Source organism: Rhodococcus sp. DN22 (assembly GCF_036669995.1).
In the GTDB taxonomy this organism is placed as follows: Bacteria; Actinomycetota; Actinomycetes; order Mycobacteriales; family Mycobacteriaceae; genus Rhodococcus_F; species Rhodococcus_F erythropolis.
The window spans coordinates 2,989,963-3,014,142 of the sequence record NZ_CP133326.1; the positions used below are offsets into that span (position 1 = coordinate 2,989,963).

Below are 24,180 nucleotides of genomic sequence, written 5' to 3' on the forward strand. Positions count from 1 at the left end.
ACATGCTCCCAAGAACACGCACACTGGTTCGATCGATGACGTTCGTTGCGGCCACCGCTGTGGCTGCGGGTTCGTTGGCGGCCTGCTCGGAAAGCGCCGAGCAGGTTCCGTCCATCGGATATGCCATCGACAACTCCATCTCCACGTACAACGCCAACACGACAGCTGGATCGGTGTCCGGGGCGATGGCCGCGTTCGGCCGGGTGCTTCCCGGCTTCACGTTCACCGGCCCGGCCGGAGCACCTGTCTCCGACACCGACATCGGAACGGCGTCGGAGTTGCCCGGTGACGTGCTCACGGTCTCGTACAAGCTCAATCCGGCGTCCGTGTACTCCGACGGGATTCCGATGTCCTGTGACGATCTCGTCCTCACCTGGGCGGCGTCGAGTGGCAAGTTCACCGAAGACGTCGATGGTGCCGTGAAGCCCATGTTCGACACGGCGAACAATCTCGGATACGCGGACATCGACCGGATCGACTGCCAGAGCGGGGCGAAGGACGCGACGGTGTTCTTCAAACCCGGGCGATCGTTCACCGATTGGCGGTCGTTGTTCGGTGCGACTGCGTTGATGCCTTCACACATCGTGACGCAGCGCACGGGTGTCAGCGACGTGGTGAGCGCGGTGAATGCCGGTGACACCGAAGCGTTGTCGAAGATCGCGGACTTCTGGAACACCGGGTGGAACCTGACTCCAGGTCAGGTGGACACCTCCGTACTGCCCTCCGCTGGTCCGTATCGAATCGACTCGTACAGTACCGACGACGGCCTGGTGCTGGTCGCGAACGAGCGGTGGTGGGGCAACAAGCCGGCGACCGATCGCATCGTCGTCTGGCCACGTGGTGTGAATCTGACCGAGGATCTCGACAAGAACTCGATCGAGGTAGTCGACGTCGCTTCCGGCTCGGCTGGCGAACTCGGTACTCCGTCCGGGTTCGACGTCCAACAGATTCCGTCGCGGTCGATCGAGCAGTTCGTTCTCGCGACCTCTGGTTCGCTTGGTGACGAAGCCGCCCGTCGAGCGTTCGCGCATTGTGTTCCGCGTACGACTCTGTTCGAGAAGTTCGGGCAGACGGAGAATGCGCCGCAGGCGGGTTTGGGTTCCGGCGTGGTCGATTCGCGACTGATGGCGCCGGATTCACTCGTTTACAGCGACGCCGCTGCGGTCGACGGTGATCGGTACGCCAATGCCGACATCGAGGCTGCGAAGACGTCGTTGTCGGAAGCCGACCTCGACCAGTTGACCGTCCGGGTCGGGTACCTCGCACCGGACCCGGTGCGGGCGCAGATCGTCTCCGAAGCGAAAGCCGCGTGTGCTCCGGCGGGAATCACGGTCGAGGACGCAAGTAGCGACAGCTTCGATCCCGCGAGTCTGCAGAGTGGGGGAGTCGACGCCGTGCTCTCCGGCATGGCAGGCAAAGTCGGCGCAGGCGGAACAGCGAGCATGATCGACGCGCGCGGAGCGCTGCGATCGGGCAACGGCGCAAACCTCGGTACGTACGGAAATGCCAGGATCGATCAGATCATCGATCAGTTGAACGTGGATGCGAGCACGAGTGCGCAATTGGGACTCTCGGTGGAGGCGGAGAACATCCTGTGGACCCAGGTGCCTACGATTCCACTGTTCAATCAACTACGAACTGTCGCTGTAGCTCCAGGCATGTCGGCAGTGTTGGTCAATCCGACTCGGGCCGCTACCGGCTGGAACATGGACAGATGGGTACTACGCAGATGAGCGTCTCGAATGGTGTTGCCTTGCACACGACTGAAGAATTGATCGCAATCCACCGGGCTGCCGGGGACGCCGTTGTTCGGCTGACCCGCTGGGCGGACAACTTTCCCGGTCCCGGTGTTCGGTTCGCCGATCTGACTCCGGTGTTCGCCGACGCCGAGGGGTTCGGGGCCGTGCTCGATGCCCTTGTCGCCTGTGCTCCGGACGCCGACACGATCGCCGCCGTCGATGCTCGCGGTTTCCTGCTCGGTGCCGGTGCGGCCGCGAAGATGGGTGCGGGAGTCGTTGCCGTGCGGAAGGTCGGCAAACTGCCGCCGCCGGTGCTCTCTCGTTCGTACAGCCTCGAGTACGGATCCTCGACTCTCGAGATTCCCGCAAACGGCTTCGATCTCACCGGGCGGAATGTTCTGGTGATCGACGACGTTCTGGCTACCGGAGGGACACTCGAGGCGGCTGTACAGTTGATCGAGTTGGGTGGAGCGAACGTCGTCGGCGTCGCAGTGGTGCTCGAGATCGAGGAACTGCGCGGTCGAGATCGCTTCTTGAAGTACCCACTGACATCACTGGTGAAGGTCTGAGTATTAAAGTTGTCTCCTGGGGGTCGAGTTAGACCTCCAGGGCAATTACCCGATGCAGGGCGGTTGCCTCAACCAACTCGGTGGTAGGAGGTGGCGACATGACGTCGAATCTTGATCGATCACAGAACTCGGGTGCAGTGTCGCAGGAGACGGGTGCAGTTCCGGCTCCGGAGACGACACCATCGAAGTCCGCGGTGCCCGACGATTCGGGATCTGCGCAAACTACCGGCAATCGGGGTGGGCAGAATCTGGCCGTGCCCGCTTCCGCCTCCCGTAGGGTGCGCGCTCGGCTTGCTCGGCGCATCACCGGTCAGCGCAACGCCACCATCCGCCCGGTGCTCGAGCCGTTGGTCAGCCTCCACCGTGAGCTGTATCCGAAGGCCGACCTCGCGCTGCTCCAGCGTGCGTACGACGTCGCCGAGGACAGACATTCGAGCCAGCGTCGCAAGTCCGGCGATCCGTACATCACGCATCCGTTGGCCGTCGCAAGCATTCTGGCCGAGTTGGGTATGGACACCACCACCCTCGTCGCAGCCCTGCTGCACGACACCGTCGAGGACACCGGGTACTCACTCGAAGAGTTGACCAAGGACTTCGGTGACGAGGTCGCTCACCTCGTCGACGGCGTCACCAAACTCGACAAGGTCGTTCTGGGCACCGCCGCCGAGGGCGAAACCATCCGCAAGATGATCATCGCGATGGCGCGGGACCCGCGCGTGCTCGTGATCAAGGTCGCGGATCGTCTGCACAACATGCGCACGATGCGATTCCTGCCGCCAGAAAAGCAGGCACGTAAGGCGCGAGAGACTCTCGAAGTCATTGCGCCACTTGCACATCGACTTGGAATGGCGACCGTCAAGTGGGAACTCGAGGACCTCTCATTCGCCATCTTGCACCCGAAGAAGTATGACGAGATCGTTCGACTGGTCGCCGATCGCGCGCCTTCTCGTGACACCTATCTGGCCAAGGTTCGCGCCGAGATCAACTCGACCCTGTCCGCCTCGCGGATCAACGCCATCGTCGAAGGCAGGCCCAAGCATTACTGGTCGATCTATCAGAAGATGATCGTCAAGGGCCGCGATTTCGACGACATCCACGATCTGGTCGGCGTCCGCATCCTGTGTGAAGAAGTGCGTGACTGTTACGCCGCGGTCGGCGTTGTCCACTCACTGTGGCAGCCGATGGCCGGACGCTTCAAGGACTACATCGCACAGCCGCGCTACGGCGTCTACCAGTCGCTGCACACCACCGTCGTGGGACCGGAAGGCAAGCCCCTGGAGGTCCAGATCCGGACCCAGGACATGCACCGGACCGCGGAGTTCGGTATCGCCGCGCACTGGCGGTACAAGGAGACCAAGGGCAAGCACGCGGGCGACATCGCCGAGGTCGACGACATGGCGTGGATGCGTCAGCTACTCGACTGGCAACGTGAAGCGGCCGATCCGGGGGAGTTCCTCGAATCGTTGCGTTACGACCTCGCGGTCAAGGAGATCTTCGTCTTCACGCCGAAGGGTGACGTGATCACGTTGCCTGCCGGATCGACTCCCGTCGATTTCGCGTATGCGGTGCACACCGAGGTCGGGCACCGATGCATCGGTGCCAGGGTCAACGGCCGACTGGTCGCGCTGGAACGAACTCTCGAAAACGGCGAAGTGGTGGAGGTCTTCACGTCGAAGGCTGCCACCGCCGGGCCGAGCCGAGATTGGCAGACGTTTGTCGTCTCGCCGCGTGCCAAGGCGAAGATCCGTCAGTGGTTCGCGAAGGAACGCCGCGAAGAGGCGCTCGAGTCCGGCAAGGATCAGATCGCGAAGGAAGTCCGCCGTGTGGGACTTCCGTTGCAGCGGTTGATGAATGCCGAATCGATGAGCACGATCGCGCATGAACTTCGCTATCCCGACGTCTCGGCGTTGTACACGGCGGTAGGCGAGAGCCAGGTGTCTGCGCACCACGTCGTGCAGCGACTGGTTGCTCATCTGGGCGGCGTCGGCGCCGTCGAGGAGGAACTGGCCGAGCGTTCGACGCCGTCGACCATGCCGGTGCGCACCCGCAGCACGGGCGACTCCGGAATTCTGGTTCCCGGAGCACCCGGTACGGTGGCAAAACTCGCAAAGTGTTGCACGCCGGTTCCGGGCGATTCGATTCTGGGCTTCGTCACGCGCGGCGGGGCGGTCAGCGTGCACCGTACCGACTGCACCAACGCCAACTCGCTCCACGATCAGTCCGAGCGAATCATCGACGTCGAATGGGCGCCCTCAGCGACGTCGGTGTTCCTGGTCGCGATCCAGATCGAGGCGCTCGATCGTCATCGGTTGCTTTCCGACGTCACCAAGGCGTTGGCCGACGAGAAAGTGAACATCCTATCGGCCTCGGTCACCACCTCAGGTGACCGAGTGGCGATCAGCAAGTTCACCTTCGAGATGGGCGACCCGAAGCACTTGGGTCATGTGCTCAACGTGGTTCGCAATGTGGAAGGCGTCTACGACGTCTACCGCGTGACCTCTGCTTCGTAAACTGCTGTGCGCCTTTATTAACCGCGGGCGGTTAATAAAGGCGCACAGCAGGGTTAGGCGACTACTGCAGTCTCGATGGTGATCGGGGTGTTGGGTGCGCCGCCACCGGTTGCGCCCATGCCTCCGTCGTCGCCGTCGGCTGCGATCTTCTCGATCGTCGCCAGGCCGGCGTCGTCGATCTTTCCGAAGACCGTGTAGTCAGGCGGCAGCATCGAATCCTCGTAGACGAGGAAGAACTGGCTACCGTTGCTGTCAGGTACGGACGAATGAGCCATCGCCAGAGTGCCACGGGGGTAGACGACCGGCAGCGACAGCGCCGGGTCGTTCCCAGCGTATGTGGTCGTGGGGTACTCGTTTGCAAACTGGTACCCCGGTCCACCGGTGCCCTTACCCGACGGGTCGCCGCATTGGAGAATCTGCAGACCCGGCATCGTCGAGAGTCGATGGCACGGGGTGTCGTCGAAATACTTCTGCTCGGTCAGGCTCACGATGCTGTTGACAGTGCAGGGGGCTGCTGCGCGATTCAGTTCCATCCCGATCGGGCCGGCCGTAGTCGTGAGCGCGACGTTGACGGTTCCCTCGGTGGACACGCCCGTGGAGTTCGGCGGATTGACTGTCTTTGCAGCGCCCGCCGCGCTCGGGTACGAGCAGTCGACAGTCGCCGACGCCGGAGTCGGGACAGGCGGGAGTGCGTCGAACTGTGACATGTCGAGCGGTGGCATGGCAGCCGTTGTCGTCTTCGCCTTGGAGGTGCTGGACGGCGAGTCCGAGCTACCGGAATCACTGGAACAACCAGCCAGAAGCAGCGCTGCGGCGCTTGCAGCGGCAATAACTACAGGAAAGCGCATCACAGGATTACGTCGCATCAGTCGAGCCTTACTGTCTTGATGTCGGTGGTCAGATTCGGCTTGCCGTCACCCTCTGGTGTCGATCCGCCGGCCGCGACCTTGTCCAAAGTGGCGAGACCGGTCTCGTCGATCGTGCCGAAAACCGTGTACTGCGGCGGGAGTTGTGAGTCGCCGTAGACGAGGAAGAACTGGCTGCCGTTGCTACCGGGTGCCCCGGTGTTGGCCATCGCAACCGTGCCGCGCGCGTAGGTGACGGGCTCTTGCGCTGCCGGGTCGGTGGTGGCGTACGCCGTGGTGGGGAACTCGTTGTCGAATCCGTAGCCCGGTCCGCCGGTGCCGGTGCCCGACGGGTCACCGCACTGCAGAACCTGGAGCGAGGGGCTCGTCGTCATGCGGTGGCAGGTGGTGTCGTTGAAGTAATCCTGCTGCGCCAAGCTCACGAAGCTGTTGACCGTGCACGGAGACTTCGTTCCGTCGAGCTTGAGCCCGATGTTTCCCTGCGAGGTCTCGACGCTGATGCTCGGCGTCGCGTCCGGCGCGGTGGTGGGAATCCCGTCGGTACGAGGAGGGTTGTTGGCCTTGGACGCGGTAGCGCCGTCAGCCGGGTACGAGCAGGAAACCGTGTCGGCCAGCGGCGTCGACAGACCGGCCGGCATTGCACCCGCAGTCTGTGGCGTGAGGCTCGAATCGTCGGCAGCAGTGTTGGTGGTGTTCGCGTCGTCGTCACTGCGATTGCTGAACCAGATGAGTCCACCGACGACGCCGACTACGACGACCACGCCGAGCGCAGTTCCGGCTATCGTCATCTGCTTGCGCTTGCGGGCACGTTCTGCGCGACGTTCGAGCTGACGCTCGAGCTTGCGTTTCGCCGCCTCGCGGCGTTGCTCGTTACTCGGCACTGCTGTAGTCCTCCGTATCGCGGGTGGATCGTGGTCGGCCCGCCGAGCGACACCCTGGGGTCGGCTTCGGCAAGCGGCTCTACTCGTCGTCAGAGTCTCCCATTGCAACCTGAGAACTTACTGGCGGGGCAGCAGCTTAGGCTGTAACCGACAGCGTGTTGTTCGTTTCCACCCTTCGAAGAGGAGTTGCCCCCGTGCTCGTCACTGGTTTTCCGGCCGGGATGTTCCAAACCAACTGCTACATACTCGCTCAGGACGACGCGTGCGAATGCGTAGTCGTCGATCCGGGTCAGGATGCAGCCGAGCCGCTCTTCGAATATCTCGACTCCAAGGACATGTCGGTCAATGCAGTACTTCTGACCCACGGTCACCTCGATCACGTGTGGTCGGCCCGCGAGGTCTGTGAGCGGTACTCCGTGCCCGCGTACATCCATCCCGAGGATCGCTACATGCTCAGCGATCCGGCACGGGGGATCGGCCCGACGATGAAGGAATTCATTCAGGGCATGACGTTCGTGGAGCCGGACGAGGTGATCGAACTGAGTGACGGAGACAAGATCACCGAGGCCGGAATGACGTTCGTGGTGGACCACACACCCGGGCACACGCAGGGATCGGTGGTGTTCCGCACCCAGGCGAACACCGAGAGCGGGCCCGTGGACTTGGCGTTCACCGGTGACACCCTGTTCCAGGGTTCCATCGGGCGCAGCGACCTGCCAGGCGGAAATCACGAGCAGTTGCTCGCTTCGATCGCCCGCAAGCTACTGGTACTCGGTGACGAGACCGTGGTCCTGCCCGGGCACGGTGGCAACAGTTCGATCGGCGCCGAGCGAAGCTCGAACCCGTTTCTCGTTGGACTCAGCGCACAGAAATAAGGAAAAGTACCTCTCGTGAGTAAAGCCAGCACCTTCTCTGCACCCAAGGGAATTCCGGACTACGTTCCGCCGCAGTCAGCCGAATTCGTCGCCGTTCGTGACGGTTTGACGCGCGCCGCCAGGTTGGCCGGGTACGGCCACATCGAATTGCCGATCTTCGAGGACACCGGATTGTTCGCGCGCGGCGTCGGCGAGTCGACCGATGTCGTGAGCAAAGAGATGTACACGTTCGCCGATCGCGGTGACCGTTCGGTGACGTTGCGTCCCGAGGGAACCGCCGGTGTCATGCGTGCCGTCATCGAGCACAGCCTCGATCGTGGACAGTTGCCGGTCAAGGTCAGCTACGCGGGCCCGTTCTTCCGCTACGAGCGCCCGCAGGCCGGTCGCTACCGCCAGTTGCAGCAGGTCGGCGTCGAGGCCATCGGGATCGACGACCCCGCGCTCGACGCTGAGGTCATCGCGATCGCTGACGCTGGATTCCGGTCGTTGGGGCTCGACGGCTTCCGCCTCGAAATCACCTCTCTCGGCGATGACACCTGCCGACCGCAGTACCGCGAACTGCTGCAGGAGTTTCTCTTTGCACTCCCGCTCGACGAAGACACGCGTCGACGCGCCGAGATCAACCCGCTTCGGGTGCTCGACGACAAGCGCCCAGATGTACGCGAGATGACGGCCGGCGCACCGCTCATGCTCGATAACCTCTCGGAGAGCTGCAAGGCGCACTTCGACGAGGTACTAGCGCACCTCGACGCCTTGGGAGTTCCCTACGTCGTCAACCCGCGCATGGTCCGCGGCCTCGACTACTACACCAAGACGACCTTCGAATTCGTGCACGACGGACTGGGCGCGCAGTCCGGAATCGGTGGTGGTGGTCGATACGACGGACTGATGGAACAGCTGGGCGGACAGCCGCTCTCGGGGATCGGGTTCGGAATCGGCGTCGACCGCACGGTTCTCGCGCTCGAGGCCGAGGGTAAGTCGGTTGCGCCACCGGCACGTGTCGACGTCTTCTGTGTACCGATGGGAGCCGAGGCGAAGGCGGCACTGGTGAAGATCGCACACCAGTTGCGTGCCAATGGGATTCGCGTCGACCTGGCGTACGGAAATCGTGGCGTCAAGGGCTCGATGAAAGCGGCCGATCGCTCGGGCGCCGCAGTCGCCTTGGTTCTCGGCGAGCGCGAGCTCGAAGAGGGCGTTGTCGTTGTCAAGCAATTGGCGACAGGTGAGCAGGAGACGGTGCCGCTCGACCAAGTTGTCGACAAGCTCGGGGATCTCGTTGAGCACTGAGGCTGAACCGGTTTCGCTCGATCTGGTTCCCGTGGCGTTGATCGCGCCGCGGCTGAAGAAGTTCGCCGTTGTTGTGGTGGTCTTCGGTGTGGTCGTCGGGTTGATCGTCAGTGTGTTCTCGACGATGACGGTCGGAGTGATCGTCGGTGCCGTCATCGCGGTTCCGACGTCACTGGCGATTCTGATGACGCTGCGCCGGCATATCACCTTGTATGGCAACAGGATTCGAGCACAAGCTGGTTTTCGCACCAACGACGTCGACGTGGCCGAGGTGCTCACGGCGGCGTTGACGGTGCGATCCGGCCGGATCAGCGAGGTCAGCCTGACACTCGGTGACGGTCGGTCCACCGTGCGAATACCGCTCGCGCTCTACACGGCAGGGGGCGGGCGCGAATTGGAGATCCTTGCACTCCGCAAGCTCGCCGACGCCCTGGCGGCCAGTGAGTTGGTACCGGCTGCCGCGTTGTCCTCGGTGCTGATCGAACAGTTGCGTGCCGAAGCCCGCGGCGCCGGACTGGCCGAGCGTCCGCTCTACCGCGCCGTCGAACTCGTGACGGCGGAGGGACGAGTGCCGAGAACCACACTGACAGACCACGAAGTGGCCGGATTACTCGACTAGCGTGGAAACCGTTCTTACAGCGTTGTAGAACGGACAGTCGTGAAAACGGCAGGTGAGGAGTCGGCAATGAGTATTGCGCCCGTAACCGTCACGGTGACCGGAGCGTCGGGTCAGATCGCCTACGGCATGCTTTTCCGCATAGCTGCGGGGGAGATGCTCGGCGCTGACGTACCGATCAAACTTCGACTGCTCGAGATTCCCGCCGCCGTGTCCGCTGCCGAAGGCGTCGCGATGGAGCTCGAAGACGGCGCGTTTCCCTTGCTGAGCTCCATCGACATCACCGACGATCCCGATGTCGCCTTCTCCGGCGCGAACGTCGGGATGCTGGTCGGTGCACGTCCGCGGAGCAAGGGGATGGAGCGCGCCGACTTGCTGAGCGCGAACGGCGCTATTTTCACAGCGCATGGGAAGGCGATCAACAACAACGCAGCCTCGGACGTCAAGGTGCTGGTCGTCGGAAACCCGGCCAACACCAACGCTCTCATCGCGATGAACAACGCGCCGGATGTACCCGATACTCGGTTCAGCGCGCTGACGCGCCTCGACCACAACCGAGCGATTGCGCAGGTGGTGAAGAAGACCGGCGTTCGTGCGTCGTCGGTGCGCAAGGTGTCCGTCTGGGGAAACCATTCGGCGACGCAGTACCCGGACCTGTCCCACGCGACCGTCGCGGGTGAGCCTGCGCTCGCGGTGATCAACGACCGCGACTGGGTGGAGAACGATTTCATCCCGACTGTGCAGGTGCGAGGCACCGCCATCATTGCTGCGCGTGGATCGTCCTCTGCGGCAAGTGCGGCCAGCGCGTCGATCGACCACGTCCGCGACTGGGTGATCGGAACGGCCGAGGACGACTGGGTATCCATGGCCGTCTGTTCGGACGGTTCCTACGGGGTGCCCGAAGGATTGATCTCGTCCTTCCCGGTGACCTGTGCCGATGGTGAATTCGCTATCGTTCCGGATCTCGCGATCGACGACTTCTCACGCGAACGGATTGACCTGTCCGTCAGCGAATTGGAGCAGGAGCGTGCGGCGGTACGGGAGTTGGGCTTCGTTTGAGGTTGTAATGCCGCCCCGGCCGGGGAGTCCCGATCAGAGATCTCGGAACAGGTACTGATCGGGATTCTCGGCACCGAGCACGGGCGGTGACACCATCGGTAGATCGTCGACCATCGAGTTTTCGTCACCGGCGCTGACGAGATACCCCGGAGTAGTGCGTGACGACTCGTCGTCCCGCGTTCCGCGAGGACCGCCGCCCATCATGCCGCCCGGCGATATGTCGCTACTGCCGACCGCCGAAGATGGTGCACCCAGGCCGGGCGTTGCTACCGGAACCGGTTGAACTGCAGCAACTCCCGCTGCACCTCTCATCGTTCCACCGGTAGTGCCGCTTCCACCCACCCATGCTCCGCCGGAGCTCGCTGTCGCACTGGACGACGGCGACCCGCCGGCTGCGAGTGACGTCGACGAATTGCCTGCGCCCCACAGCTTGTCGACGCCGGTCGGAAGTCCGGCGCCTGCCTGCGCTGCCGAGGTCCGAACGGCGTCGGCGCCTGAGTGGGTGGAGAACGGTGCGTCGCCGGCATCGGTCGATCCAGACAGCGGCGATCCAGACAGCGGCGATGCCGACACGGCTGATGCCGCCAGAGGTTGGGCGATCTGACGGGCGGCGTCGGCGAGCGCCTCCGGAGTGGCAAGGTTGGCGAGAGCCTCACCGATCGGTGGAGTCGGCACGGGGATCGACCCGGCAAGGGCGTTCATGGCAGCGGTGTGCCCGAGCATTTCCCCGCGAGTCTGTGTCACCGCCGCGACGGCTGCCTGCATGTGTTCGGCTGCGGAGGCAATCAGCATCGCCTGTCCTGGTGGTGTCCACGCGATCGGTGCAGCAGCTGCAACCGTGGTCGCGAAGGACTGCGCGATCGCCGCGAGATTCGCGTTGCCTCGCTGCACCGATTCCGCGGCGGCAGCAGCGGTTTTCGATATCGCGGTTCCGCGTTCGCTCAATTCTGCGCCGCTGTTCTGGGCGGATCGCGACAGTTCGGTCGCGGCTTCACTGCCGGTGCTGTTCCAGGTCTGGCCCACCTCGGCGACCGCGCTTTGGGACAGTCCCATGGCTTGGTCGATGAGAGTGGACGCCTGGTTGAAGATGCCGACGGGATCGACGCTGGCAAAAGTGCCGGTGCCGAGGCTCTTCCCGAGTTCGATCAAAGGCGCGAACAGATCTTCGATTCCGGGTAGTGCCGGAACCGCTATGCCGGCGAGCATCGATTCGACCGTGTTGTTCGGCAATGCCGGGGCCGGAGCACCACCTTGAAGGAATTCGAGGACCGTCGTCGAGTCGTCTTCGGTGTTCATACGATCGGTGTCGACGCGATCGCTGTTCACGCGGTCGGTATTCACGCGGTCACGTCCGTCGATCCAGCGATGCCGGCCAGATCTGACGCGGTTGAAAGATCTGTGGTGTCGTAGGCCTGAGCTGCTGCACTCGCCGTTGCTGCGTTGCCGGCGTAGAAGGACGCCAGTGCTGCAACATCTTTGGTGTGAGTTGCCTGGGCGCGCGCGAATGCCGCGAGAAACTCGATGCCGACAGGACCGACGGCTGGTGCGACTGCCGCGATGTTGGCGCCCAGATCGACGGCGGCGGCCTGCGCGATGTGTCCTGCAGCTTCGGCCGACGTCGAGCCGTACCTTCGGATGTCGTCAGTGACGACAGTCAATTCGCTCATCATTACCCCCCCAGTTGGTAAGCGTCGTGAGAACTGTATCGGAGAGAAGCGGCGCCGGAGGGGAGTGGACACGGCTCACCCTGCGCTTTCCGGACAACCTGGACGAAGTGGCAGAGATTACATTCTGATCCGGTGTTGGTTATGCGGGTGCGATCGATTTGGCACACTCGAACCATGCGAACCGCTTCGGACGTCATCCTCCGACTCACGTCCGATCCAGCTCGGTGTGGGCTGGTGATGGATTTCGACGGCGTGCTTGCACCTATCGTCGACGATCCGTCGGCCAGTGCGCTCCTGCCCGGTGCCGAGGAGGTGCTCGCGACTTTGTCGAGGCACTTCGGCGTGGTGGGCTTGCTCTCGGGACGGCCGGCGTCGTTCTTGCGAGAACGACTGAGTCTGGATTCGGTTGTTCTCATGGGTTCCTACGGCGTCGAGACCTGGACGGAGAACGGAATCGAAGTGCTTCCGGCCGTCGCTGCGTTCAGTGATGCCGTCGCCGAAGCAGAAGCCGAACTGCGTCGCCTGTTCGACTCTCAGTCAGTTCCTGGCATCCACGTCGAGAGCAAAGGCCTTGCGGTGGCTGTGCATTGGCGTCGGGCCGCGGATCGAGCGGTCGCGCAGCGCCTGGTGGAAGCAGCGACGACAGAAATCGCGAGCCGGACCGGGTTGCGGCGTGAGCCCGGCAAGTTGGTCGAAGAATTGCGTCCACCCGTTGAGGAGGACAAGGGGACAGGCCTCCTTCGCGCGATCGCCACCGCAGGCGTCGACGTCGTCGCGTACGCGGGCGACGACCGTGGTGACCTACCTGCCTTTGCTGCTGTCCTTGCCTCGGGTGGAGAAGCGTTGGTGGTCAAGGGCGATGACATTGCACCGGAAGTGGCTGCTGTCGACGGCGTCCAGTTCGACGGCCCGCCGGCATTCCTCGATTGGATGAAAGAGCTTGCCGCGCACCTGGAACGCTGACACGTGAGGTCAGTCTGCCAAGAACTCGACCAGCGCGCGGTTGACCTCTTCCGGATTGTCCTGTGTGCATTGATGTCCGACGCCGGTGATCACCACCCGGCGAGTCAGGTCCGGTAGTTGATCGCTCAGGGCGTCGTAGATTCGATCGAGTTGGCGCGGCATGTCGACCTCTCCCCGCATCAGGAGGGTCTCCTTTCGGGGTGCCGTATCCACCGGGCAGAGTGACGCGAACCCGCTTGTTCCCAGATCCAGCCAGGTCTGCCGTCCGGCGGCCAGCATGCAGTCTGCAACGTATCTGCGAGTTGCGGGATTTCGACTCGACCACCGGCCACTGTAAAAGGCAAAGGGACCCCACGGAATCCGTCGATACAAATGCGTGCCGATTTTGATCGCCGAGGCAGCGGCTCCACTCATTTCCCGGTGCTGGCCAGGGCTGCCGATCATGACGAGCTTGTCTACTCGATCCGCATGACGATGGGTGAACTCCTGCGCGATGTTTCCGCCGAACGAGTGTCCGACGATGCTTGCGCGATCGATTCCGAGCGAGTCGAGCATGACCTTCACGTCGTCGATCACAGTGTCGAGAGTGGCGCGGTGGCCTTTCTTGAGAATCGACAGCCCTTGACCACGTAGGTCGGGCAGCACCAGGGAATAGGCGCCCGCGAGTTCCGCGACCTGGTCGTCGAACATTCGATGATCAACTCCGGCGCCATGCAGGAAGACGATGCATTTCCGATCGAGCGCCGGCGTGCGCCACACACGCATTTCGGTGCCCGGAGTGGAAATAGTCTGGGTTGTCAGAGTCTGCATCGCTGTCCGTTGCCTCAGTTCGTTGCCGAATCAGATGGAAGTGAGGCTATCCTAACTTCTGTGGATCGCGGTTGTGGCAACAAGAAACTGGCCGCACCGGAACATCTCCGGTACGGCCAGTCTTGGTGTTAGGTCAGGCGTCGCGCTTGTTGACGACGGCGATGCTGATTCCGAAAACCACCAGCACAAATGCTGCGAAGTAGAACAGGCTTCCCCAAGGGCCCCAATGGAAATTGGTGCTCGAACCCGAAGAGAGGAAGTGGTCGGCGTTGGCGAACGGGAGGAACGGTGTGACGTTTCTACCGAAGGATCCGAACATGCCGAACAGGCTCTCGATGAGCAGCGGCCAGAGCAGGAGCAATGCAATAGCGCCGGCAGATTGCCGCAGGAGTGCTCCGACGGCGATGGCAAGGACAACGCAGAGGAAGGCGAAGATCGGTACGCCGTAGACGGCGCGCCAGGCATCGGCGTTGTCGAGTGCCAGATTGGTGGAACCTTCAGAGCCTGCAGCAGCTTTGGTGATGAATACCGCGCCGAGCATGAGAACGAAGGACAGCGCCGCGCCGAAGGCGCCGATCAGGCCGGCTTTGGCGATCAGGACCGAAGCCCGGCTCGGGATGGCCTGGAACGTGGTGCGGATGATGCCGAAGCGGTACTCACTGGTAATCGCGAGGGCCGCCATGATCATCAGGACCATGACGCCGAAGCCGGAAACGCCCAGTCCCGCTTCATTGAACGTGGGGAGGAACTTCTCGAAATCAGGAGTTCCTGATGCGGCTTCGTCGTTGTACGCCTGAATGCTCGAACTCGACGAACGCCCGATCATCCAGGCGACGCCCAACCCTAGGACGATGATTGTGATCGTGCACCACAGCGGCGACTTGGTCGTGGTGATCTTGATACGTTCAGCACTGAGAACAGCCATTACAGTGCACCTCCCATAGCGTGCTGTGTGTTTGTGTGGTGGGCTCCGGCACCCGGATCGATACCGGATGCGTGGTACTGGACATCGTCTCCGGTCAACTTCATGAACGCATCCTCGAGCGATCCCTGCACAGACGCCAACTCGTGCAACACGATTCCCTGCGAACCAGCCAGACCGCCGATCACGTCAGTCGTCGAATCTACGACCACCAACACCGCCTCCGATCCTGAATGCTCCTCGCGGACAGTCAGTCCGTGGGCAGTCAATGCGGCATGGAGAGCGTCCAATTGTGGGCTGCGCACGCGCACCGTCGACTCCGACGAGCGATCCACGAACTCCGCGACCGTCGAATCCGAAATCAACCGACCCCGACCGATCACCACCAACTGCTCCGCCGTCAACGCCATCTCCGAGAGAAGGTGACTCGACACCAGCACCGTGCGGCCCTCGGCCGCCAACCGCTGCATGAACTTACGAATCCAGACGATGCCCTCCGGATCGAGACCGTTGACCGGCTCGTCGAACAACAACACCTTCGGATCACCCAACAACGCACCCGCCAACCCGAGACGCTGCGACATACCGAGCGAGAACCCGCCGGCCTTCTTGCCCGCCACCTCGGACAATCCGACCAACCCGAGTACCTCGTCGACGCGGGACTTCGGGATCCCGTTCGAAGCGGCCATCCACTGCAGATGCGCCCGCGCACTGCGATTGGGGTGCACCCACTTCGCATCCAACAACGCGCCCACAGTCCGCAGCGGTGTCTTGAGCTCGCGGTACGGCTTGCCGTCGATCAACGCCGCACCCGACGTCGGCTGATCCAAACCCAGGATCATCCGCATCGTCGTCGACTTACCCGCACCGTTGGGGCCCAGAAAGCCCGTCACGATGCCCGGCTTGACCGTGAACGACAAATCGTCCACCGCTTTCGTCGGTCCGTAAACCTTGGTCAATCCCCTCAGTTCAATCATGAGGAGAACTGTGCCCTACGGCGCTGACCAGCACATCGGTCCGGAGGATGACATGGACCCTGAGATGTGGAGACGGCAGTTCAGGGAAAACCCTGTCCTCGACCGGAAGTCGGAACTGCCGCGGCATGAGGGTAGGGCGCGTCGAAGTCGCCGTCGAACAATCGCCAGTAGAAGTCATTCATTCTCGCAGCGGCGGGCGCGTGCCGGGTCAAGATCGCGGCCTCCTCCGCTGCCACATCACCTGGGACATGACCTGTGGCGCATCGTCGTACGTACTGGTTGCGGGCGACTGGTCCGCCGTGTTTCGGTCTCGGCACTCCGCAGACCTCGGTGACCAGCCAGTTGACCAGAAGCATGGCGGCGTAGTCGGCGTCATGGGTGGCATGGCGCCGGACGAAGTCATGTTCGGTAGTCGACAGGTCGAAGTGTGGGGATGTGGCCAGTCCGAAGTCGGTGAGATAGATCCGCTCCATATCTGTGCGCATGTTGCCGAAATGTCCGTCCATGTGCAGCAACTGTCGATCGCGTAAGAACGCCACGATCTCCGAAAACTGTCGCTCGACTTCGGCAGCTTTGGCGGCCGGGTTGTCATGCAGCCAATCCGAGATCGGGTGTGCGACGTACTCGCAGAACAGTACGAGGCTGCACGGCGCAGTGGCGAGTGCTTCGAGGCGGACCCGCGCTTCACTACTGGCGCAGGCGGTGGGAACGGAAGCGATGTCGGCGTGTTCGGGTGCAACCGGCGATCGACCGGGCAGCACCCGCCAGTGGTAAAGCATTGGGAACGACTGTGTTTCGCCGGCCAGAACGGCCTCGGTGACCAAGACGTTCGCGGCCAGCTCTCGCCAGGCGTTGAAGCTCGGGCCCCCAATGCCGTACTGGCAGAACGTCGGCAAGTCGAAATGGTTGGAAGTAGAGCCCACGTCGGCGAGTTCCTGTTCGGTCAGTGGGATGCGTTTGGTGAATACCGGAACGCTGTCGAACCCGTTTTCGCAGACACCGACGAGTCCTGCGGCGCCGCCCACGCCTACGCTCGAGACTCGAGCGGTGTCGACCAGTCGGGCCAGTTCGACATCGTTCTGGGAAGACAGGAATGCTGATAGTTTCCGGTGGCGGTCAATCCTGACGTCCGTCATTCCGCGACTGTGCCACAGGCTCGTCCGGCTTCGATTTCGCGGAGCCGTCTGTCGAAGTCACCGATTCTGGCGGTGTCCTCGTAGTAGTCCTCCTGCTCGACGATTCTTCCCCACTTGGTTCGAACGAGAAGCACTGTTCGATTTTGATAGATGACGGCGCCGTCCGGGCCTAGGGCTCGGTCGTCGAATCGGACGAGCAGTGTCATGCGCCAGAGCGGACCACCGAAATACGCTTCGGTGACCGCGCCTTGAAGCCCCGCGTCGACAAATTCCTGGAGAAACGTCTCGATTTGGTCCCGTCCGGCATGCACTCCTGCCCACCGATGATCACCCTCGGCGAATCTGAGCACCGCGTGGTGGTGATAGGAATTCAACAGCGGCCGGTAGTTGCCGGAATTGAGTGCACGGACGTCGCGTCGGAACTTGAAGATGAGTGCTTTGCGCAGAAGTGATCGCGAGACGATCGCCGTTCCGAAGCCCGCCGCGAACCATCGTTTCATCTTCGAAGCTTGTCGTGGCATCGAATGCCCTGTCAACGAAATGCCGGGGTCTGCTGATATCTGACAGAGTATTGGATATTGACAGTGACTGTCACAATAGGTGAGACTCGCATTATCGAGAATGGCCGGATCTCGGCCGAGGCGGGAGGACGTTGCTGATGTCACTACGGGAGAGACAACGGTTGCAGGTGCGAGCAGACATTCAACGTGCGGCATTCGATCTGTTCGCGCGTGACGGTTTCGAGGATGTGACCACCGAGCAGATTGCGGCAGCAGCGGGGGTGTCGGCGAGTACGTACTTCCGGCACGTTCGTAACAAGGAGGATCTGCTGTTGGACCCGGTCAGGCAGGGCGGTGCCGGGATCGTGACACTGCTCGAGGATCGCCCGGCATCTGAGTCGGCTGATCTTGCGATCTCGCGGGCAATCCTCGAGCGTTCCAATGCTTTCGAGTCCGCGGAGATCGATCAGTGGCGAGCAGCGTTCCGCACCGCGCCGCACCTGATGGATCGAGTCGCGCTGATCGCGCCCGAGCATCGTGATCGGTTGGTGGAGTTGGTGGCACAACGAATGCAACTCGATCCTGAAAATGACAGCCGACCAGGACTACTCGTTCACTTGATGTTGGCGGCGGCGGAGTTCGGCTATCGGCAATGGATACGTAACCCCCAGAAGCGTGGGGCATCACTTCCCGTGTGCGTCGAGGGGGCACTCGACGCGGTTCAGGGATCCCGGTGGCGCACGCAGGATGACGATGACATGAAAGGTCGTGATCAGTGATGAACGAGAACTCTCGAAACTCCGAGCGCTCGGTAGTGGATGTACCAGCGGTGGATGTGATCGTTGTGGGATCGGGGGCTGCCGGCATGTCGGCAGCCATCACTGCAGCCCGCAACGGACTCTCGACAATTCTCGTGGAGAAGTCGGAGTACTGGGGCGGTTCGTCGTCCCGGTCCGGGGGCGGAGTGTGGATTCCGGGAAACTCGATACTTCGCCGCGAGGCGCCGGCGGATGATATCGACTCTGCGCGAACATATCTGAAGAGCATTGTCGGAGAGGATGCAGACACCGACCGTATCGACACGTATATCGATCGAGGCCCGGAAGCCCTCGATTTCCTGATTCGGCACTCTGCACTCGAGCTCGAATGGGTGAAGGGTTACTCCGACTACTTTCCCGAGGCACCTGGCGGACTTGCAAGCGGCCGCTCGTGCGAGCCGCGCCCGTTCGACGCGCGAGCTCTGGGCGACGATCTCGCGACCCTTCATCCGCCGTACATGAAGGTGCCGCTCAACATGGTTGTCCAACAATCTGATTACCGTTGGCTGAGCACGGGGGTTCGGCATTGGCGGGGGCCGGTGCGAATGCTTCGGGTGGGAATGAGATCCCTGGTCGCAAAAGCTCGGAAGAAGAAGCTGATCGGGCTCGGGCCGGCGCTCATGGCGGAACTGATGCTCGGAGTTCGGGACGCCGGAGTGACGGTCGAGCTCGGAACGAGGCTTGTGGATTTGGTTACCGACAATGATCGTGTCGTGGGTGCGCGACTCGAGTCCGGGGGAGTGCGGAGAACCATGCACGCTCGATGCGGTGTCATCCTCGCATGCGGCGGGTTCGACAACAACGACGACATGCGAGGCGAGTACCAGCGCCGGCCGAGTAGTGCGCAGTGGACTCTCGGGGCACCGACCAATACCGGGGACGGTATCCGTGCCGCTCTGCGCGTCGACGCGGCAATTTCGTACATGGACGACGCGTGGTGGGCCCCGTCGATTCCGCTGCCCAAAGGCCCGTGGTTCGCCTTGGCGGAACGCTCGTTGCCTCGAAGCCTGATGGTCAACGCCAGCGGTCAGCGCTTCATGAACGAGTCGCTTCCCTACGTCGAAGCCGCGCACGCCATGTTCGGCGGAAAGTACGGCCGAGGTGAAGGACCCGCTGAAAACATCCCCGCTTGGCTGATCTTCGATCAGACGTACCGTGACCGTTACCTGTTCGCGGGAGTGCCGGCGCGCAGGCCGATACCTCGGTCGTGGATCGAATCGGGTGCGATCGTGCGAGCTGGATCGATTGCCGAACTCGCTGCCGAGATCGGAGTGCCGGGCGATGCGCTGTCCGCGACCATCACACGATTCAACAGTCACGCGCGCGACGGAGTCGATCGCGACTTCGGCCGTGGGACAAGCAGATACGACCACTACTACGGCGACTGCACCAACAAGCCCAACCCCAGCCTCGGAGAACTCACGAAGGGTCCGTTCTATGCCGCGAAGATGGTGCCCGGAGACCTGGGGACCAAGGGCGGCATCAACACGGACGCTCGCGCGCGAGCGTTGCGCGCCGACGGTTCGGTCATCGACGGGCTCTACGCAGCAGGTAATACCAGCTCGCCGGTCATGGGTCATACCTATGCCGGTCCAGGTGCAACTATCGGTCCCGCAATGGTTTTCGGATATCTGGCCGCGCTCGATGCGGTCGGACGATCCCATGACGGTCGTGAACTCGACAGCGAAGGCAGGAATAATGGTTTGGCAGATCGCCGTGGGTAGGGTTCCCTTGAGAGCGTGACCCACCTCAACATCGCCGACGTCGACTACTTCCTTCCTGATGGTCGACAACTGCTCAGCGGTGTCAGCTTTCGGGTCGGAAACGGTGCAAAAACTGCACTGATCGGGCCCAACGGGACTGGTAAGACGACATTGCTTCGCATTGTCGCCGGAGACGCCGTCGCCGACGAGGGCGCTGTCACTCGATCCGGAACACTGGGCGTGATGCGGCAATTCGTCGGCCAGGTTCGCGACGAGTCCACCGTGCGCGATCTTTTGTTGTCCGTCTCTCCGGCGCGGATCCGGGATGCAGCACTGGCGCTCGATACGGCAGAAAACGCGATGATCGAGCGCGACGAGGAATCAACTCAAATGAAGTATTCGCATGCGCTGGCCGATTGGGCCGATGTGGGCGGCTACGAGACCGAAGACTTCTGGGACAAGGTCACTACCGCGGCTCTCGGTGTTCCTTATGACCGTGCGAAGTGGCGCGCGGCCAACTCGCTCAGCGGTGGCGAGCAGAAACGGTTGGTTCTCGAAGCACTGTTCGCTGGGCCCGACGACGCACTCCTGCTGGACGAGCCGGACAACTACCTCGATGTTCCGGGCAAGCGATGGCTGGAAAAGACGATCTCGGAATCGTCGAAAGTGGTTTTGTTCGTCAGCCACGACCGCGAACTGATCGCCAACGCGGCCACCCACATCGTGACGCTCGAGCCCGGAATCAGCGGCGCAACGTCGTGGACCCACGGCGCTGGGCTGGCCAGCTACCACCAGGCCCGCGAGGATCGCAACGCTCGATTCGAAGAACTGCGTCGACGCTGGGACGAGGAGCACGCGAAACTGCGTGCCCTGGTTCTGCGATTGCGTGAAAAGGCCAAGTTCAACGACGGCGTCGCTGCGCGGTATCACGCCTCGCAAACCAGGTTGGCGAAGTTCGAGGAGGCAGGGCCACCCGAAGCGATTCCACTTCAGCAGAAGGTGACAGTTCGGCTGGCGGGCGGGCGAACCGCCAAGCGCGCGTTGGTATGTCAGGATCTCGAGCTGACCGGATTGATGAAGCCTTTCGACACCGAGATCTGGTACGGAGATCGGGTTGCCGTGCTGGGCTCCAATGGATCCGGGAAGTCACATTTCCTTCGTCTCTTGGCGGGTGGTGGGACCGATCCGGGGACCGAGCATCTGCCCGTCGAGGCGCTCGACATCGCGCCGGTCGAGCACGGGGGTACTGCGACGCTGGGTGCCCGGGTACGTCCCGGATTGTTTGCGCAGACCCATTCCAGGCCTGATCTGACCGGGAACACGCTGCTCGAGATCCTGCACATGGGCGACGAACACCGAAACGGAATGGGGCGTGAAGCGGCGAGCCGCGCGCTCGACCGTTACGGATTGTCCCAAGCAGCCGAACAGAAGTACGACGACCTGTCCGGCGGACAGCAGGCGCGCCTGCAGATTCTGCTCCTCGAGCTTTCCGGCGCCACGATGTTGCTGCTCGACGAGCCGACAGACAACCTCGACCTTCATTCGGCTGACGCGCTCGAACAGGGCATCGCACAGTTTGCCGGCACCGTCATCTCGGTAACCCACGATCGTTGGTTCGCGCGCGGGTTCGACAGGTTCCTGGTATTCGGATCGGACGGGAACGTGTACGAGAGCGAGTCTCCGGTGTGGGACGAGGCCAGGGTCGAACGAGCGCGCTGAGATCGAGTAGCCGCTTGCTATCTGGGGAGTGGCGGCAACTCGTTGATCATCGCGCGCAGGAGGCCCGGATCGCTGCGATCCGATCGAGGTGGGGGACAGCGCGAAAGATCGAGCAGTGTCGGGAAGCCCCACAGAACGCGACCTGGATCCACCCTGTCCACCGCCGAGTACCAGTGGGTGAGCGGCTCGGCGAGCGCCGCGTGAAGCTCGAAATGCCGTCGTCGGCGGCTGGGGTCTCCTTCGCGCTGCAGTCGAAGTTGCTTCGGTGACGGTATCGAGATGACGGTCAGATCCGCGAGACCCAGTTCGAGGCGCGTAAAAGCCGTCTCGACTGCCTCGAGCTCGTACTCGAATCGCTCCCGAGGTGCGGCGCCCACCGCGGCGAGACACCAGCTGTAGTGCAGTTTCAGCGGGTCGCTGTCGCAGAGCGCGATCCCGGTTCTCGATTCGAGTTCTTCCGCTTGCGACCATCGCTTCGAATTGACCGTTGCCCAGTAACTTGCCTGGACGTCGAGATCCGTGCCGTCCGGCTCGCGCCCCGTGGGCTGATACTCGGCGACGAATCCTTCCGCTGCGGTTTGTCCACCGAGTTGGGTTCGGCACCAGGTGGTCTTGCCGGCGGCGCTGGGTCCTTCTACTGCGACGATCACCAGTTCATTCTCCATAATGATTGGGGCGGTTGGTTTTTGCTCGTTGCCAGGACTCTCTTAACATTTGAATGGGGCTGTTTTGCGTTCCGACACGCCCGTTTCGGTGCGGTGGGTCACAAAATCGCAGTGACGGTTGCCACATAACGGACGGATAACGATCGGTATGGTTGAAGCTCGAATCAACTAGTTGACCTGTGGTTATTTCTTGCATCTCGACTGAATCTGGTACGGCAGTGCCGGAAAACTGCCCCGTGACCAATCCGTGACCATCGCCTACGGTCGTTGACAGCCCGAAACTACCGGGCAAACACCGACCCGCAACTGCGTGCTTCTGCCCCGCGGGTCCGGTACTCCCGAAACCTTCGCGGGGCAGGAGTGAAACAGGCGAGTCGATCGACGAGACGTGAAAGCGTCCGGGCCGACCTCGTCCGCGGTAGCGGAGAGGATTTACCCAATGACCAGCATCACCTTCAAGCGCGCCCTCGGCGCAGTTGCAACCGCAGGCGCAGTCGTCGCAATCCCGCTCGCCATGAGCACCGGCACCGCTTCGGCAGCCGGCCACGACTGGTCCGGAGTCGCAAACTGCGAGTCCTCCGGTAACTGGGCCGCCAACACCGGAAACGGCTTCTACGGCGGACTGCAGTTCACGCAGAGCACCTGGAACGCGTTCGGTGGATCGGGCAACGCTGCCAACGCCAGCCAGTCTGAGCAGATCCGTGTCGCCGAGAACGTTCTCGCAGGCCAGGGCGTCGGCGCATGGCCCGTCTGCGGTCAGTACCTGACCACCGGCACCACCGCAGGGAACTACGAGGCCGCAGCAGCCCCCGTCACCGCTGAGGCTTCCGTCGAGTCGGCTCCGGCAGCAAGCACCGGAAGCGGCAACTACGTGGTCAAGGCAGGCGACACCCTGTCGAAGATCGCTGCTGCACACGGCATCTCGCTCGAGAACCTCGCCAGCCAGGTCCCGAACATCAACCTGATCTTCCCGGGACAGTCCCTCTCGGTCTAGTCTCGTGGCCGTTTAGGTCCTCATTGCGTCGAAATTGTCCGGAGCTGATGCAGCCCCGGACAATTTCGGCGTTTCTGCGTTCGCAATGAGCTCTGCCGCTTCCGTGTGGATGGGATCAAGATCCTGGCGCCACCCCAGAATGTGCAGTGCCGACCCGGCGATGACGGCGGCGTTGGGGATCGGGGTGCCTTCGAGTGCGTCGGCTCGCGCGCTGATCACGCTTTCTACCAGGCGAAACGGAAGCTCGGCCAGGTGAGTTGATGCTGGATCGTCAATCGCGTCGAGCACTGCCTGGGCGAGGGCCCGGTATTGCTCGCGAAGCCGATCGCGATCGGCTCGGAACGACATGAACCTGTCGCTTCTCAGTTCCGGTAAGAGATAGAGGACGCCGAGGTTCCACCGTCCGGTGATCAGTTGGGCGGCGTCGATGTACGAAAGTGCGTACAGCTTCACCTCGGGTGAAGTGCCGCGTGGCCTGAGATTCTCCGCGAAGTCGAGCGCCGGAGTCACGGTGTCGGCGAGCAGTGCAACCAGGATGTCGTCCTTGGTGGCGAAATGGTTGTACAGCGACGCCTGACGCATTCCGACTGCTTCGGCGATGTGGCGTGTCGACGTCGCGGCGAAGCCTCGGGTGGTGAACAGTTCAGCGGCTGCATCCAAGATCTCCGCCCGGGCAGTCCCACCCGGGCGTCGGCGAGCGGTCAGGCGGGGTCGTCCGGGGCCGGCGTTGGTCACGCCTTCCATAGTGGCAGGCTCTGGCCTTACATGCGGGGTGGCCGTCGCTGTGAGCATTCGGTCACGTGCTCGAAACGTACTCAACGAGCCTGTTACAGAATCAGGCGAATCGTATACGCGGGCGTCACCTGCGGCGAGTGGATTTCGCGAAAACTATCAATCGACAGTT

At 62.6% G+C, this 24,180-nt stretch carries 23 protein-coding genes; 12 read left to right on the plus strand and 11 right to left on the minus strand.

Going from position 1 to position 24,180, the window contains the following annotated elements:
- Positions 1-2 precede the first annotated feature (2 nt).
- The 3 genes from RA302_RS13830 (at position 3) to RA302_RS13840 (ending at position 4,818) form a co-directional block, all read left to right on the plus strand.
- On the plus strand, positions 3-1,733 hold the full coding sequence (locus RA302_RS13830; protein WP_243617249.1) for an ABC transporter substrate-binding protein: 1,731 nt from the start codon (positions 3-5) through the stop codon (positions 1,731-1,733).
- A 41-nt stretch (positions 1,734-1,774) separates the two neighbouring features.
- On the plus strand, positions 1,775-2,308 hold the full coding sequence (locus RA302_RS13835; protein WP_243617280.1) for an adenine phosphoribosyltransferase: 534 nt from the start codon (positions 1,775-1,777) through the stop codon (positions 2,306-2,308).
- 98 nt (positions 2,309-2,406) lie between these two features.
- Positions 2,407-4,818 carry a RelA/SpoT family protein gene (locus RA302_RS13840; protein WP_003943344.1) on the plus strand — a complete coding sequence of 804 codons (2,412 nt, stop codon included), beginning with the start codon at positions 2,407-2,409 and terminating at the stop codon, positions 4,816-4,818.
- 53 nt (positions 4,819-4,871) lie between these two features.
- Here RA302_RS13840 and RA302_RS13845 read toward each other — a convergent pair whose 3' ends face one another.
- Both RA302_RS13845 and RA302_RS13850 read right to left on the minus strand, forming a co-directional pair.
- On the minus strand, positions 4,872-5,666 hold the full coding sequence (locus RA302_RS13845; RefSeq protein WP_243617281.1) for a peptidylprolyl isomerase: 795 nt from the start codon (positions 5,664-5,666) through the stop codon (positions 4,872-4,874).
- 17 nt (positions 5,667-5,683) lie between these two features.
- A complete protein-coding gene (locus tag RA302_RS13850) occupies positions 5,684-6,565 on the minus strand; it encodes a peptidylprolyl isomerase (RefSeq protein ID WP_029255291.1) in 882 nt (293 codons plus the stop codon).
- A gap of 194 nt (positions 6,566-6,759) precedes the next feature.
- On the opposite strand from RA302_RS13850, the gene RA302_RS13855 reads away from it, so the two are divergent.
- From RA302_RS13855 to RA302_RS13870, 4 genes are all read left to right on the plus strand, one after another.
- A complete protein-coding gene (locus RA302_RS13855) occupies positions 6,760-7,440 on the plus strand; it encodes an MBL fold metallo-hydrolase (protein WP_019748309.1) in 681 nt (226 codons plus the stop codon).
- Between the two features lie 15 nt (positions 7,441-7,455).
- On the plus strand, positions 7,456-8,727 hold the full coding sequence (hisS, locus tag RA302_RS13860; protein WP_243617250.1) for a histidine--tRNA ligase: 1,272 nt from the start codon (positions 7,456-7,458) through the stop codon (positions 8,725-8,727).
- Positions 8,717-9,346, plus strand: coding sequence for a hypothetical protein (locus RA302_RS13865; protein ID WP_047888379.1), 630 nt, complete (start codon positions 8,717-8,719; stop codon positions 9,344-9,346). Before hisS ends, RA302_RS13865 begins: the two co-directional genes overlap by 11 nt.
- 66 nt (positions 9,347-9,412) lie before the next feature.
- A complete protein-coding gene (locus tag RA302_RS13870; protein WP_019748312.1) occupies positions 9,413-10,402 on the plus strand; it encodes a malate dehydrogenase in 990 nt (329 codons plus the stop codon).
- A gap of 33 nt (positions 10,403-10,435) precedes the next feature.
- Here RA302_RS13870 and RA302_RS13875 read toward each other — a convergent pair whose 3' ends face one another.
- Positions 10,436-11,743 carry a hypothetical protein gene (locus RA302_RS13875; RefSeq protein WP_243617251.1) on the minus strand — a complete coding sequence of 436 codons (1,308 nt, stop codon included), beginning with the start codon at positions 11,741-11,743 and terminating at the stop codon, positions 10,436-10,438.
- Positions 11,740-12,069, minus strand: coding sequence for a type VII secretion target (locus RA302_RS13880; protein ID WP_243617252.1), 330 nt, complete (start codon positions 12,067-12,069; stop codon positions 11,740-11,742). Before RA302_RS13880 ends, RA302_RS13875 begins: the two co-directional genes overlap by 4 nt.
- A gap of 174 nt (positions 12,070-12,243) precedes the next feature.
- On the opposite strand from RA302_RS13880, the gene otsB reads away from it, so the two are divergent.
- Positions 12,244-13,032 carry a trehalose-phosphatase gene (otsB, locus tag RA302_RS13885; RefSeq protein WP_019748315.1) on the plus strand — a complete coding sequence of 263 codons (789 nt, stop codon included), beginning with the start codon at positions 12,244-12,246 and terminating at the stop codon, positions 13,030-13,032.
- 9 nt (positions 13,033-13,041) lie between these two features.
- Here otsB and RA302_RS13890 read toward each other — a convergent pair whose 3' ends face one another.
- From RA302_RS13890 to RA302_RS13910, 5 genes are all read right to left on the minus strand, one after another.
- Positions 13,042-13,842 carry an alpha/beta hydrolase gene (locus tag RA302_RS13890; RefSeq protein WP_243617253.1) on the minus strand — a complete coding sequence of 267 codons (801 nt, stop codon included), beginning with the start codon at positions 13,840-13,842 and terminating at the stop codon, positions 13,042-13,044.
- 133 nt (positions 13,843-13,975) lie between these two features.
- Positions 13,976-14,767: an ABC transporter permease gene (locus RA302_RS13895; protein WP_019748317.1), complete on the minus strand. Its 792-nt coding sequence runs from the start codon at positions 14,765-14,767 to the stop codon at positions 13,976-13,978.
- Positions 14,767-15,741 carry an ATP-binding cassette domain-containing protein gene (locus tag RA302_RS13900; RefSeq protein ID WP_046378519.1) on the minus strand — a complete coding sequence of 325 codons (975 nt, stop codon included), beginning with the start codon at positions 15,739-15,741 and terminating at the stop codon, positions 14,767-14,769. Before RA302_RS13900 ends, RA302_RS13895 begins: the two co-directional genes overlap by 1 nt.
- 80 nt (positions 15,742-15,821) lie before the next feature.
- Positions 15,822-16,877, minus strand: a complete 1,056-nt coding sequence (locus tag RA302_RS13905) for a serine/threonine protein phosphatase (protein ID WP_243617254.1) — start codon at positions 16,875-16,877, stop codon at positions 15,822-15,824.
- Entirely contained in the window at positions 16,874-17,377 is a 504-nt protein-coding gene (locus tag RA302_RS13910; RefSeq protein ID WP_223257837.1) for a hypothetical protein, read from the minus strand. Before RA302_RS13910 ends, RA302_RS13905 begins: the two co-directional genes overlap by 4 nt.
- Positions 17,378-17,535: 158 nt before the next feature.
- On the opposite strand from RA302_RS13910, the gene RA302_RS13915 reads away from it, so the two are divergent.
- From RA302_RS13915 to RA302_RS13925, 3 genes are read left to right on the plus strand one after another with little or no spacing between them, the layout of a single operon-like run.
- Positions 17,536-18,156: a TetR/AcrR family transcriptional regulator gene (locus RA302_RS13915; RefSeq protein WP_020969546.1), complete on the plus strand. Its 621-nt coding sequence runs from the start codon at positions 17,536-17,538 to the stop codon at positions 18,154-18,156.
- Entirely contained in the window at positions 18,156-19,919 is a 1,764-nt protein-coding gene (kstD, locus tag RA302_RS13920; RefSeq protein ID WP_243617255.1) for a 3-oxosteroid 1-dehydrogenase, read from the plus strand. Before RA302_RS13915 ends, kstD begins: the two co-directional genes overlap by 1 nt.
- A gap of 15 nt (positions 19,920-19,934) precedes the next feature.
- Complete coding sequence (locus RA302_RS13925) at positions 19,935-21,617, plus strand: ATP-binding cassette domain-containing protein (protein ID WP_020969548.1); 1,683 nt, start codon at positions 19,935-19,937, stop codon at positions 21,615-21,617.
- A gap of 17 nt (positions 21,618-21,634) precedes the next feature.
- Here the strand turns inward: RA302_RS13925 and RA302_RS13930 are convergent, their stop codons facing one another.
- A complete protein-coding gene (locus RA302_RS13930; RefSeq protein WP_030245609.1) occupies positions 21,635-22,282 on the minus strand; it encodes a hypothetical protein in 648 nt (215 codons plus the stop codon).
- 439 nt (positions 22,283-22,721) lie between these two features.
- Here RA302_RS13930 and RA302_RS13935 point away from each other — a divergent pair, with 439 nt between their 5' ends.
- Positions 22,722-23,276 (plus strand): transglycosylase family protein, encoded by a 555-nt coding sequence (locus RA302_RS13935; protein ID WP_019748325.1) that lies wholly within the window; start codon positions 22,722-22,724, stop codon positions 23,274-23,276.
- Between the two features lie 12 nt (positions 23,277-23,288).
- Here the strand turns inward: RA302_RS13935 and RA302_RS13940 are convergent, their stop codons facing one another.
- Positions 23,289-24,020, minus strand: a complete 732-nt coding sequence (locus RA302_RS13940; protein WP_041814987.1) for a TetR/AcrR family transcriptional regulator — start codon at positions 24,018-24,020, stop codon at positions 23,289-23,291.
- Between the last annotated feature and the right edge of the window lie 160 nt (positions 24,021-24,180).